Source organism: Chlorobiota bacterium (assembly GCA_016710285.1).
Classification (GTDB): domain Bacteria; phylum Bacteroidota; class Ignavibacteria; order OLB7; family OLB7; genus OLB7.
Window position 1 is genome coordinate 3,568,167 of record JADJXR010000001.1, and the last position, 13,054, is coordinate 3,581,220.

Genomic DNA, 13,054 nt, shown 5'->3' on the forward strand with positions numbered 1-13,054 from the left:
CAGGCCGCCACGTACTTCACACGACCGAGAGTTTGGCAACAATTCAACAGCATGAGTAAACGAGATTATTACGAAATCCTTGGGGTGAGCAAATCCGCTTCGGAATCCGACATCAAGTCGGCATACCGGAAGCTGGCCATGCAATATCACCCCGACCGCAACCCCGATAACCAGGAAGCGGAGGAACGATTTAAGGAAGCCGCCGAAGCCTACGAGGTGCTTTCCAACACTGACAAGCGCGCCCGCTACGACCGCTTTGGGCACCAGGGAATGAAGGCCGGGCAGGACTTCCACGGCTTCAGCAATGCCAACGACATTTTTTCGGCGTTCGGAAGCTCAATCTTCGGCGACCTGTTTGGCGACATGATGGGCCGCCAACGCCAGCAACGCCGCCCGGGCGCGGGCCAACCAGGAAGCGACCTGAAAATCCGCCTGCCGCTGACGCTGGAGGAAGTGGCCACCGGGGTTGAGAAAAAGATCGCCGTAAAAAAAATGGTGACCTGCAGCGATTGTTCCGGCAAAGGGACCACCTCAAGCTCCGGCTTTATTGATTGCACCCAGTGCGGCGGGACCGGCGAAATCCGCCAGGTCAGCCGCTCGATGTTCGGGCAGTTTATCAACGTCCAGGTGTGCGCCAATTGCGAAGGGGAGGGGAAGGTAGTGCGGGACCCATGCAAGGCTTGCAAAGGGGATGGCCGCGTCCAAGGGGAAACAACGGAGGTGCTGGACATCCCCGCTGGCGTTAGCGATGGCAACTACATCCCGCTTCGTGGAAGCGGAAACGCAGGGCGGCGTGGCGGCCCCGCCGGGGACCTGATTGTGCTGATCGAGGAAAAACCCCACAAAAAGTTCACGCGCCACGGCAACGACGTGCTGTTTGACCTTACCGTCAGCTACCCGCAAGCAGCGCTGGGTGCCGAAGTGGAGGTCCCAACCCTGACCGGGGCCGCCTACGTGACGATTGACCCAGGAACGCAGCCCGGGACCATGCTGCGGATGCGGGAGAAAGGAATCCCCGACCTTGAGAACAGCCGCCCCGGGGACCAAATTGTTCGGGTAACTATCCACGTCCCAACACGCCTTTCGGAGGAAGAACGGACGCTGCTGAAAAAGCTGGCCAACGAACCAAACGTGATGCCGCCAGCCGACAAGAAAGGGAAGAAAGAGAAGGGGGGATTCTTCGAGAAAGTGAAGGAAGTTTTTACCTAAAACCATGCTAACCGAGGGCGCAGGTTCAATAGAAATTTCAATAGAAATAGAGTATTGAGCATCTGCGCCCTCGGTTCATTTTCTGGGGCCACCATGCACCACCTACAACGCCTGATCCCATACATCCGCAACTACCGTGGGCGGTTGATTGCGGGGCTTATCTGCATCACCATCTCCAACGTCTTCTCGGTTGCCATTCCCCGCTTCATTGGCGAAACCATTGACAAGCTGGGCAACGGGATGGACTCCGGGCAGCTTGGCCAGCAAGCCTTGATTATTGTGGGGCTTTCCATCGGCAGCGGAATCTTCCTGTACCTTACCCGCCAGACGATCATCGTGCTGTCGCGGTTGGTGGAATATGATCTTCGGAACGATTTCCTGAAGCATATCCAAACGCTTCCGATGGACCATTTCAACAACACCCCAACCGGCGACACAATGGCCCTTGCCACCAACGACATCTCCGCCGTGCGGGAGTTCGTTGGCCCTGCGCTGATGTACGCCAGCAACACCATCACCACGCTCCTGTTCGCCCTGACGATGATGTTCATCCTTTCGCCAACGATCACCCTGCTGGCATTGCTTCCGCTTCCGTTGGTAAGCTACACCGTCTATCGCCTCGGGAAACGGACCCACGGGCTTTCCATCGCCGTGCAAGCGCAGTATGCGGACCTTACTTCCAACGCCCAGGAGAATCTTTCCGGGGTTCGGGTGGTGCGGGCCTACGTCCGCGAGAAGTACGCCATTGGGGTGTTCAGCGCGATGAGCGAGGAGTACCGCCGCAAAAACCTTGAGCGGGTCCGCGTGGAGCAATTGATGATGCCGGCAATGATGGTCCTGATTGGCCTTTCCCAACTGATTGTGCTGGGCGTTGGCGGCTGGGAGGTCATCAACAAGAATGCCACCATTGGGGAGATTGTTCAGTTCTTTTCCTACATCTCCCAGCTTATCTGGCCGGTGATTGCCGTGGGGTGGATCACCAACCTGGTGCAACGCGCCGCCGCCTCGATGGGCCGGTTGAATCGCATCTTCGAGCTTCAGCCGGAGGTTTCCCAAGCCCAGAACCTTGCTGCCGAGTTGGCAAGCAGCAATGGAAATAATGGAGTTGCGCAAACGCAATCACAGATTCCATCGCAAGCTCCATCGGCATCGGTATCGCCAAGCCCGCTCAGCACGAATGGAGCGAAGAACGGATATTCAGCATCGCCAGGAAGCCAGGGCAATGGCAACCTTTCAAGTAAGCCGATTGCTGGGAAAATTGAGTTCCGCAACGTCTGGTTCCAGTATCGTGCGGGGCTGCCGTTTGTGCTGAAGAACCTCAGTTTCACCGTGCAACCTGGCGAGACGTTAGCGATTATCGGGTCCACCGGCGCGGGGAAAACAACCATTGTGAACTTGATTGCGCGGCTGTACGAAGTCACCAAAGGGGAAATCCTGATTGACGACCGCCCAATCAGCCAATTCAGTGCCGACCAGTTGCGGACGCAGATTGGCGTGGTTGCCCAGGAGACGTTCCTGTTCAGCGACACGATAGCCGGAAATATCCGTTTTGGCCGCCGCGACGCAACCGAGCCGGAGATGGTGCGGGCCGCCGACATCGCCCAACTAACGGAGAATATCCACCGTTTCCCGGAAGGGTTCCAGACGGTTGTTGGGGAGCGGGGGATCACGTTATCGGGGGGGCAGAAGCAGCGCACCAGCATTGCCCGCGCCGTGCTTCGCCAGCCGCAAATCTTGATGCTAGACGATGCCCTTTCGGCAGTTGACACCGAGACCGAGGAGCAGATCCTGCGCGAGCTTCGCCAAGTGATGCGCGCCCGCACCTCCATCCTGATTGCCCACCGAATCAGCACCGTAAAGGAGGCCGATCAAATCTTGGTGATGGACGAAGGGGAGATCACCGAGCAAGGAACCCACGAGGAGCTTCTTGCGGTCCGTGGCGAGTACTACCGCATCTACGAACGGCAATTATTGGAGCAAGCGCTGGAGTCGTTGTAGGCATTAGAAGCACCCATAATTTTTTTATCACCCCCTCAACATTTCGCTTGCCCAAAGCGGAGATTTTCGGTAAGTAGAGTTGCATCCAAATTCCTCAAACCAATCTCTTTTTTTGGAGGAAAAACGCCATGTCGTGCAACTGTCTCTCTCCCGATGCCGCCAACAACTGGCGCGAACTTGCCAGTGCCACCCCCCTTGCAACCCTCCCGGCCCATACATGGTATTCTTAAGCAGTAACACTGGATCTGTTTCCAAATCAATCATTGTCTTTATCGAATAACATCGAAGGTGACACTATGAAAACGATCTACATCCTAATAGCTTTAACTCTTTTATTATCGAATAAAGGAGAATCTCAAACTGGATGGTTTCCTTTAACGGATTCATTGCCATCTATTTTGTGGCGAGATATTCACTTTTTTAACGAACAATATGGATATATTATTGGTAATGAATTTATTGATAATTCATTTAATAATTATTTGTTCAGAGTGACTACAGATGGTGGGACGAATTGGCAATCAGTACCATTCCCAGATTCTTTAGCGTATTTACGATCAATTTTATTTCGTTCTTATGATACCGGCTTTGTTGCTGGTGCATACTATGACGCAGATACAAATGTTATATGCGCTATCTATAAAACCACAAATAATGGTAAAACTTGGAAAAAATCACAAATAAACAATATTCCGGGATTAATCTACAAGATTTCATTTCCCAATGATAGTATTGGATATGCCTGTGGATATGCTAGCACTTCACATCCACATATAACAAAACCACTAATATTAAAGACTATAGACTATGGGGAAACTTGGGAAAAAGTGGATGAGCTTTGGTATGATGATGACTCCACTTATCAATACATAAAAGATTATGTTTTTGAAATTTCATTTATGGATTCGATAACTGGGTATGCTATTTTATCAATGAATAATTATTCAATTTATTTCACTACGAAAAATGGGGGTAAATTGTGGAAAGTAGAAAAATTTAAGGACGTTAAGCAAAGTGGACGCTGTTTCTATCGTATGAATGACTCAGTATGGCTAATTGGTGGAAGAAATCAAATTTACAGGACAACAAATAGAGGGATTACATGGACATTAACAGGCGTACCTAATGGTAACTCGGCAGCCATGTCGTTTTACAACAACGAATTTGGCATAAGTGTTCCTGGCTCATATGTTTATTTTCAAGGATATAATAGAATACAACGCACGTATGATAGTGGCAAAACATGGGAATTCGCCGACTCTGGTATCCGCTACATTCAACTGGCAGCAATTAGTGTAGCATCACCCACGGTCGCATACTGTGCCGGATTATATGGTAGAATCTACAAGACAATAGACGGAGGCGGCCCTGCGATGATCATTACCCCAACAGGTGTGATAGAGTTTGCAGAAGGCAGGAAGAGTTTTGCAGTATTTCCCAACCCAACAACCTCAACTCTAAAACTGACCTACGAATTATCAAGCCAAGACCAGCAGTTGGTCGTTAGCGATCTGTTGGGGAACATGGTTTTGGAAACAACCTTTCCTGCTGGAACAACGGAAACCACGCTCAACTTCACCGAACTTCCCACCGGAACCTATTTCTGCCGATTGGGGAAGGAGTCGCGGGCATTTGTGGTGGTGCGGTGAGAATTTGAGCGGTGAGTCTGGAATACAACCCTAAAGAAGGGATGCGTTGATTAACGCATCCCTTCTTTACTTTGCAAGCGGTTTTTCTGCTTGTCGCTTTCTTAACACTCAACAGGTGGGGGAGTATGCCATCAAGTCTCGTTAGGGGGTTCACCGTCCACTTCCGTGCTGCGCGGCTGATTGTGCGCGATTCGGAGGTGCGCCGCTTGGCTTCGCGGCCATTGCTGGTTAATATCCTGCTGATGGTTGCTGGCCTTCCGCTGGGAATCTGGGGGGCTATCCAGCTTTCGGGAATGTTGGTCGGCGGCGATGGCGTGGTGGCAACGCTGCTCCGAACCTTCCTGCAAATTCTGGCCGCTGCCGTCGGCGTGTTCCTCTCCTTCTTCCTTCTGCTTCTGCTTGGCAGCGCGATTGCCGGGCCGCTGAACTCCAAACTCTCCCTTGCTGTGGAGCAAAAAATCCGTGGCACGCAGGTTTCTGCTGGCGATACCTCCATCGTGCAAGATGTTGCCCGCAGCGTGGCGTTTGCGTTTGGGCGGCTGCTGATGTTTGTCCTTTGCTACCCGCCAATCTTCCTTACTCAGTTTATTCCTGGCTTGGGGTTCATTCTCTTCCCGGTGTTGTCGCTGCTGTACGGGGCGGTTGTCCTTTCGCTTGATTTCAGCGATTATGTGTTTGAACGCCACTACGCCACCTTCCGCCAAAAACTTCGGCACGTGTGGGCGCGCAAGTCGCTGTACCTGGGGTTTGGTGGCGGGCTGGCGTTGCTGATGCTGGTCCCTTTTGCGGGCTTTGTGCTGTTACCCCTTGGGGTGGTTGGCGCAACAATGCTCCACGCCGAAGAAACGTCATAAGCCCAACCCGAACCCGAAGCAAGCAACCCACCGTGTGGTTGCCGGTTGTTCCCACCATCGGTTCTCCCTCTTACAGTCTGTGCGTTGTTGGAGCAACCGCCCTTCGGTATATTCGCCGTCTATCACGTTCATGGCAGCGCACAGCTGCCCATTTCAACAGGCAGAGATGCCGGGTATTGAACCATGCTAAAGCTGTTAGAAAAAATCTTCGGTGCCAAGCGCGACAAGGATGTCCAAGCACTGTACCCGATTGTTGACGAGATCAATGAAATCTTCGAGGAGCTGCAATCGCTTAGCGATGAAGAGCTTCGCGGCAAAACCGACGAGTTCCGCGCCTTGATCCGTGAGCGGATTCAGGCCGACGAGGAGTCGCTTGCTGAAAAACAAGCGCGATTGAAAGAAGACATCTCCGCCAACGAACGGGACCGCTTGTACGAGGAGATTGCCGACCTTGAAGCCAATATCTACGCCACCACCCAGGACACCCTGAACGAAATCCTCCCAGAGGCGTTCGCCGTGGTGAAGGAAGCCTGCCGCCGCCATGTTGGCAAGCAGTGGGAAGCCGGTGGGGCAATGGTTACGTGGGAGATGGTGCACTACGACGTGCAGCTGATTGGCGGCATCGTGCTCCACCAGGGGAAAATTTCCGAAATGGCCACCGGCGAAGGGAAGACCCTTGTTGGCACGCTCCCCACCTACCTGAACGCGCTTCCTGGGCGCGGGGTTCACATCATCACCGTCAACGATTACCTTGCCCGCCGCGACAGCGAGTGGATGGGGCCAATCTATAAATCGCTTGGGCTTACTGTTGGCTGCATTCAATCGAACCAGCCGCCGCACACGCGCAAGCCGCAGTATGAGTGCGACATCACCTTTGGCACCAACAACGAGTTCGGCTTCGATTACCTGCGCGACAACATGGCGCAACGTTCGGAGGAGGTGGTCCAACGCCCCCACAACTTTGCCATTGTTGACGAGGTTGACTCCGTCCTGATTGACGAAGCCCGAACCCCGCTTATCATCAGCGGCCCGGTCCCCGACAGCGACGACCAGTCGTTTGACTTAATGAAGCCACGGGTTGAGCGGTTGGTGCAATTGCAGCTTCGCGAGGTGAACAAGATGCTGGCCGAAGCCGATGCAATCTTGGAATCTGGCGACCAGAAAACCCGTGCGCAAGCCGGAATCCACCTTCTGCGCGCCCACCGCGGAATGCCCAAAAACAACAAGCTGATGAAGCTGCTGCAGGAAGGGAGCAACAAGCGGTTGTTGGAGGAAACCGAGCTTGAGTATCTGCGCGACAAAGGGACGCGGATGCACGAGATTGACGACGAGCTGTTCTACTCCATTGACGAGAAAAACCACACGATTGACCTTTCCGAAAAAGGTCGCCACTCCATTGCCAGCGCGGGGGAGGACCCAGATATCTTCCTGATCCCCGACCTTGCTTCCGAACTGAGCAGCATTGATGGCGGCGACGACGCTGCCGAGGTGAAACTGACCCGCCGCGAAGAGGCCATGCGCCGCTTTGCCGAACGGAGCGACCGTATCCACACCGTCACGCAGTTGCTGCGTGCCTACTCGCTCTATGAACGGGACGTGGAGTATGTGGTGGATGAAGGAAAGATCAAGATTGTTGACACGTTCACCGGACGCATTCTGGAGGGCCGGCGGTACAGCGAAGGGTTGCACCAAGCGATCGAGGCCAAAGAATCGGTGAAGGTGGAGGAGGACACCCAGACCTTTGCCACCGTCACCATCCAGAACTACTTCCGCCTGTACAAAAAACTGGCCGGCATGACCGGAACCGCCGAGACGGAGGAAGGGGAGTTCTCGCAGATCTACAAGCTGGACGTGGTGGTGATCCCCACCAACCGCCCGATTGCCCGCAACGACATGAACGACTTGATCTACCGGACCAAGCGTGCCAAATACAACGCCGTGATGCAGGAGATTGAGAAGATGCGCCAGATTGGCCGCCCGGTTCTGGTGGGAACAACCAGCGTGGAGGTCAGCGAGACGATTAGCCGGATGTTGCAGCGGGCCAAAATCCCCCACAACGTCCTGAACGCCAAGCAGCACCAGCGCGAAGCCGAAGTGGTGGCCAATGCCGGCCTGAAAGGTGCCGTCACCATTGCCACGAACATGGCCGGACGCGGAACCGACATCAAACTTGGACCCGGGGTGAAAGAGCTTGGCGGGCTGCATATCCTGGGCACCGAACGCCACGAGTCGCGCCGCATTGACCGCCAGCTTCGCGGGCGCGCCGGACGCCAGGGACCCGGGGTCCTCGCAGTTCTACATCTCCCTGGAAGACAATCTGATGCGCCTGTTCGGTGGCGACCGCATCACCCGCTGGATGGAGAAAGTCAGCAGTGCCGATGACGTGTTGGAGGCCCCAATGCTGACCAAAGCGGTGGAACGGGCCCAGAAAAAAGTGGAGGAGAACAACTTCGCAATCCGCAAACGCCTGCTGGAATACGACGACGTGATGAACCAGCAGCGCGAGGTGATCTACGACCGCCGCCGCCACGCACTGCACGGCGAACGCCTGAAAAGTGAGGTGTTCGACTACGTGGAAGAATGGGTCGGGACGTTGATTGAGGCCCACTTCCCCGATGGAATGGACCTTCTGCGAAACGAAATCCGCGTGCGGATGCTGATAGATATCGAGGTCTCGCCCGAACGTGCCCAGGAGCTGGGGAAAGCCTCCTTGCAGGAAAAAATTATGGAGGCGGCAATGGACACCTACAGCCGCAAAGAGCAACGCCTAAGCAGCGAATTCATGGCGCAGCTTGAGCGGTTCGCGATGCTGCACGTGATTGACGACAAATGGCGCGAACACCTTCGGGCAATGGACGAACTGAAAGAGGGTATCCACCTTCGCTCCTTCAGCCAGCGGGATCCGTTGGTGGAGTACAAGAAGGAAGCGTACGGCCTGTTCACGCAGTTGATTTCCGACATCAATCTGGAGGTTATCAACCTGGTGTTCCGCTACGAGCCGGAGCTTCGGATGCGCCAGCCCGAGCCGCAACGCCGCCGCCCGGTGGCCACCACAAGCGATGGAATGCCACGCCAGCGGGGGAGCAACGTCTCGGCCAGCCGTCCCCTTAACTACACCCACCGCAATGCCACCGGAATGGGAATGGCCGCAACCACTGCCGAAGAGATGGAGGCCGCAGCGGCGGCGGTGGAAGCCGGCGGCGAAGAACCAGCACCACGCGGCGGCGGCGAATCGCAGCAGCCAGCAATCCAGACGATGATGCGGGAGCAGCCCAAGATTGGCCGCAACGACCCTTGCTTCTGCGGCAGTGGGAAGAAATACAAGCATTGCCACGGGCGCTCCTGATTGCTGCAATCACATCGGCCCCGCACGCCGTTCGCTGCGGGGCCGGTGCACATCTCTTGCTTGTCACGACTCTCTCTCTCTCTCCTTCCAACAGATCAATGTTCCAACCGCTCCGCCTTCTTCTGCTTGTTTTTCCATTGCTCCTTCTTTCGGTCCAGCACCGGGCCGCTGCGCAAGGTGGCGGGGGGCAGCCTGGTGGCGCGTTTGGCAGCGTTTATGATTTCACCGCCGGAGCTGGTTTCTCGATGGAGGTGAACATCTGGGGTGCGGTTGCGCGTCCCGGGCGGTACAAGGTTCCTTCATCCACCACGCTTCTGCAACTGATCTCCTACGCCGGCGGTCCGGCTGCCGGACAAGCTGGCCCCAAGCCCAAACTTGATGAAGTTCGCGTTGTTCACGACCTGACGGTGGACAGCACCGTCAGCAAGCCGATTGAGGTGTATGATCTGGTGAAATACCAGCAAACCGCCGACACCACGCTGAACCCGAAGCTCTATCCAAACGACACCGTCATCATTCCCGAACAAGACGACACCTTCAATGAGGTGTTGGCGGTTATTCGGGATGTTGGGCTGGTGTTGGTCTCCATTCTTACCATCTACAACGGGGTCAAATAACTCCATGAAAATCTTCTTCAGCCGATTTGGCTTCGCTGCAATTTCCCTTTCCCTCAGCTTCGTGCTTCTTCTTGCCGGTTGTGGCGGCGGCGACTCCCCCCAGGATGGCCGCTCGAAAGAAGGGAAAACCGTCCTGAAGTTCTGGCACTTCTGGTCCGAACCAACCCAGAAAGCCGCCTTGATGGAACGGGTGAAAGCGTTCGAGGCCGAAAACCCTGACCTGTACGTCGAGCTTTCGGAGCTTAGCTGGAACGACGGCCAAACAAAGCTGCAACTGGCCTTCAACTCCGGCACCGCGCCCGATGTGTTGGAGCTTGGAAGCGATTGGGTGGCGCAGTTCAGCAGTGCCGGCGTGCTGGCCAACCAGAAAGGAATGGCGGGGGATAACGAGTCCCGCTTCTCGGCAGAAGTTCTTGCGCCCGGGCAGTGGAACGGCGGCGCGTATGCCTGGCCCTGGGTGGTGGATTCGCGGGTGCTCTATTTCAACAAAGCACTTCTTGCCTCGGTTGGTGCCGACACCACCAAGCCGGACACGCTTTGGAGTGATGTTCTGGCAAAGGCCGAGCAGATCAAAGCCAAGCATCCCGATGCGTATGGCTTCGGCGCGAACGGTCCCGATCGCCACCGGCTGTATAAAAAAATCGTCCCGTTCTTCTGGTCCAACGGCGGCCAAGTGGTGGGGGCCAACGGCACGCCAGCCATGAACTCACCGCAAAATATCCAAGCGTTGGAGGCGTATCTGGAGCTTGCCCGCACCGGCTTGATTGAAACCCAGAAGGCGCTGGATCAGCAGTTTGTAGGGGAAGGTGGGCTTCTGGATTTCCGGCCCTTGGCTTGCCGATCGCATCCGCAAGGACAACCCGGGGTTGCAGTTCGGGTTGCAGGTGATGCCCGGGTTTGCGGGCCAGCGTGCGGTGTCGTTTGGCGGGGGGGAATATCTGGCAATCAACAACGCATCGAAGCAGAAGGATGCCGCAAAAAAACTGGTGACGTTCCTGACATCGGCCAAGCAGGCGTTGGAGTTCTGCAAGGCGCTTCCCGGTGGGATGACCCCGGCAGATCTGTCGGTGGCTGGTGATCCGTTTTTGCAAAGTGAGATTCGCAAACATTTCACTGCCCAGATGAAGAATGCGCGGTTCACCCCGGTCCATCCAAAATGGTTGGATATGGAGGCAATCATCGAGGAGGAAGTCTCCCAAGCAATTCTTGGAAACAAGGAAGCCGCCCAAGCCCTGAACGATGCACAGTATCGCCTAACCCAGCTTGCCACCGGCGAAGCCACGAACGCAGCGGAAACTGCCGGGCATTAACGCAACGCAGCGGGTCGGGCCCAGAACTGCAAAACCTTACGCACGCAACCCATACTTTTTAATGAAACATCACGGCTTTTCAACACGCGCTATCCATGCCGGGCAGCCGCCGGAGGAAGTTACCGGGGCGGTGAACGTCCCCATCTTCCAAACCTCCACCTACGCCCAGCAGGGGATTGGCGACCACAAGGGGTTCGAGTACGCACGCACCCACCACCCAACCCGGTTCGCGCTGGAGCAATGCCTTGCCGAGCTTGAAGGGGGAATCCACGGCTTTGCGTTCAGCAGCGGACTGGCGGCGATTGACGCGGTGATGCGGCTGCTGGCCCCGGGCGATCACGTGGTTGCCGGGGATGATATGTATGGCGGAACCTTCCGCTTGTTCGATACCGTGCTGAAGCCGTTGGGCTACCAGTTCACCTTCGTTGATTTTCGCGACGTTCAGGCCGTGCGCGGCGCAATCACCCCGGCAACGCGGATGATCTACGCCGAGACCCCCACCAACCCGATGATGCGCCTGTGCGACCTTCAAGCGATTGGGGAAATTGCACGCGCCGCCAACGCCATGATGGTGGTGGATAACACCTTTATGACCCCGTACCTGCAAACCCCGCTGCTGCTTGGTGCAAGCGTGGTGCTTCACTCCACCACGAAATATCTTGGCGGCCATAGCGATCTGATTGGCGGCGCGGCGGTAACGTCCGATCCCGCCATTGCCCAACGGCTGAAGTTCCTGCAAAACGCGTGCGGCGCGGTCCCGGGGCCAATGGATTGCTACCTCACGTTGCGCTCGCTGAAAACCCTTGCCGTCAGGATGGACCGCCATTGCGCCAACGCCCAGAAGGTGGCCGAATATCTTGCAAGCCACCCCGAGTTTGCGGCGGTTCACTACCCCGGCCTTCCCGATTTTCCGCAGCACGACCTTGCCCAGCGGCAGATGCGCGGGTTTGGCGGAATGATCTCCGCCGATCTTGGCTCGTTGGAAAAAGCCCGTTCCTTCTGCGCTGCGGTTCGCGTCTTCACCTTCGCGGAATCGCTGGGCGGGGTCGAATCGCTTCTGTGCCACCCGGTCTCGATGACCCACGGCTCCGTCCCCCCGGAAACCCGCCAACGCCTGGGCATCACCGATGGCCTTGTCCGCTTCTCCGTTGGGATTGAAGATGCCGAGGACCTTATCGCCGACATCCAACAAGCAATGGAAGCATAAAGGGGAGAAAGGGGGGAACAGCGTTTGGGGGGGCAGGCTACATGATGAATGAAAAAAAACGGAGGGGCACGCTTGGCGGCCGTACCGTTGCAACGGACCTGTATCTACTCAATGTTCAAACACGCAATAATTGTTGGCGCATCGGCGGGAATTGGGGCCGCGATTGCGCGCCAGCTTGGGCGCGAAGGGTGCGCCGTTGCCCTGGTGGCGCGGCGCGGCGATGCGGTTAAGGCGATTGCCGCCCAGATCAACGCAGAAGCAAAGCAACCCCTTGCCCGGGCCTATCAACACGACGTGTTGGATGTTGGCCAGGCCGAGGGATTGTTCCAGGAGATCACCCGCGACATCGGCGGATTGGACCTTATCATCTTTGCCGCAGGGGCAATGCCGGCGGTCGCGCCGGATGAGTACAACATCGAGAAGGACGCGCTGATTTTGGATGTGAACGTTCGCGGCGCGTTTGCGTGGCTGAACGAAGCTGCGCGGCGGTTCCAGCGGGTGGGGCGGGGGACCATTGTTGGCATCTCCTCGATTGCTGGGGACCGCGGGCGGCGCGGCAATCCCGCCTACTGCACCAGCAAAGCCGCGTTGAACACGTACTTGGAATCGCTTCGCAATCGGGTGGCGCGGTTTGGGGTGAAGGTGGTGGTGGCCAAGCCAGGGTTTGTGGATACCGACATGACGAAAGGGATGCCAGGGCTGTTCTGGTTGATCTCGGCCGAGCGGGCAGCGGAGCTTATCCTGAAGGCCGCCAAGCGTGGGAAGAAAACCGCCTACATCCCGGCGCGGTGGCGATTTGTTGGGACGGTGATTCGCTTCTTCCCATCGTTCATCTTCCGGCGGTTGAATATCTGAGCAAGGTCC

9 protein-coding genes and 1 pseudogene are annotated in these 13,054 nt (G+C 56.3%); all 10 read left to right on the plus strand.

The features are described from left to right. The first annotated feature begins 51 nt into the window (after positions 1 to 51). Entirely contained in the window at positions 52 to 1,209 is a 1,158-nt protein-coding gene (gene dnaJ / locus IPM61_13220) for a molecular chaperone DnaJ (protein ID MBK8912278.1), read from the plus strand. Between the two features lie 93 nt (positions 1,210 to 1,302). Continuing rightward, positions 1,303 to 3,207, plus strand: coding sequence for an ABC transporter ATP-binding protein (locus IPM61_13225; GenBank protein ID MBK8912279.1), 1,905 nt, complete (start codon positions 1,303 to 1,305; stop codon positions 3,205 to 3,207). A 296-nt stretch (positions 3,208 to 3,503) separates the two neighbouring features. Continuing rightward, positions 3,504 to 4,856, plus strand: coding sequence for a T9SS type A sorting domain-containing protein (locus IPM61_13230; GenBank protein ID MBK8912280.1), 1,353 nt, complete (start codon positions 3,504 to 3,506; stop codon positions 4,854 to 4,856). A gap of 125 nt (positions 4,857 to 4,981) precedes the next feature. Next, positions 4,982 to 5,710, plus strand: coding sequence for an EI24 domain-containing protein (locus IPM61_13235; protein MBK8912281.1), 729 nt, complete (start codon positions 4,982 to 4,984; stop codon positions 5,708 to 5,710). Positions 5,711 to 5,893: 183 nt separating this feature from the next. Further along, positions 5,894 to 9,056: pseudogene (gene secA, locus IPM61_13240) on the plus strand (preprotein translocase subunit SecA). A gap of 98 nt (positions 9,057 to 9,154) precedes the next feature. Further along, positions 9,155 to 9,673 (plus strand): SLBB domain-containing protein, encoded by a 519-nt coding sequence (locus IPM61_13245; protein ID MBK8912282.1) that lies wholly within the window; start codon positions 9,155 to 9,157, stop codon positions 9,671 to 9,673. 4 nt (positions 9,674 to 9,677) lie between these two features. Then, a complete protein-coding gene (locus IPM61_13250; GenBank protein ID MBK8912283.1) occupies positions 9,678 to 10,751 on the plus strand; it encodes an extracellular solute-binding protein in 1,074 nt (357 codons plus the stop codon). Then, on the plus strand, positions 10,720 to 10,983 hold the full coding sequence (locus IPM61_13255; protein ID MBK8912284.1) for a hypothetical protein: 264 nt from the start codon (positions 10,720 to 10,722) through the stop codon (positions 10,981 to 10,983). Before IPM61_13250 ends, IPM61_13255 begins: the two co-directional genes overlap by 32 nt. Before the next feature lie 61 nt (positions 10,984 to 11,044). Next, positions 11,045 to 12,190: a cystathionine gamma-synthase gene (locus IPM61_13260; GenBank protein ID MBK8912285.1), complete on the plus strand. Its 1,146-nt coding sequence runs from the start codon at positions 11,045 to 11,047 to the stop codon at positions 12,188 to 12,190. 111 nt (positions 12,191 to 12,301) lie between these two features. After that, positions 12,302 to 13,045: an SDR family NAD(P)-dependent oxidoreductase gene (locus tag IPM61_13265; protein ID MBK8912286.1), complete on the plus strand. Its 744-nt coding sequence runs from the start codon at positions 12,302 to 12,304 to the stop codon at positions 13,043 to 13,045. Positions 13,046 to 13,054 lie beyond the last annotated feature (9 nt).

Coding starts and splice junctions, on each gene's coding strand:
- IPM61_13260 (MBK8912285.1), top strand. CDS start 11,045: ATGAAACATCACGGCTTTTCAACACGCGCTATCCATGCCGGGCAGCCG.
- IPM61_13245 (MBK8912282.1), top strand. CDS start 9,155: ATGTTCCAACCGCTCCGCCTTCTTCTGCTTGTTTTTCCATTGCTCCTT.
- IPM61_13225 (MBK8912279.1), top strand. CDS start 1,303: ATGCACCACCTACAACGCCTGATCCCATACATCCGCAACTACCGTGGG.
- IPM61_13255 (MBK8912284.1), top strand. CDS start 10,720: ATGACCCCGGCAGATCTGTCGGTGGCTGGTGATCCGTTTTTGCAAAGT.
- dnaJ (MBK8912278.1), top strand. CDS start 52: ATGAGTAAACGAGATTATTACGAAATCCTTGGGGTGAGCAAATCCGCT.
- IPM61_13230 (MBK8912280.1), top strand. CDS start 3,504: ATGAAAACGATCTACATCCTAATAGCTTTAACTCTTTTATTATCGAAT.
- IPM61_13265 (MBK8912286.1), top strand. CDS start 12,302: ATGTTCAAACACGCAATAATTGTTGGCGCATCGGCGGGAATTGGGGCC.
- IPM61_13250 (MBK8912283.1), top strand. CDS start 9,678: ATGAAAATCTTCTTCAGCCGATTTGGCTTCGCTGCAATTTCCCTTTCC.
- IPM61_13235 (MBK8912281.1), top strand. CDS start 4,982: ATGCCATCAAGTCTCGTTAGGGGGTTCACCGTCCACTTCCGTGCTGCG.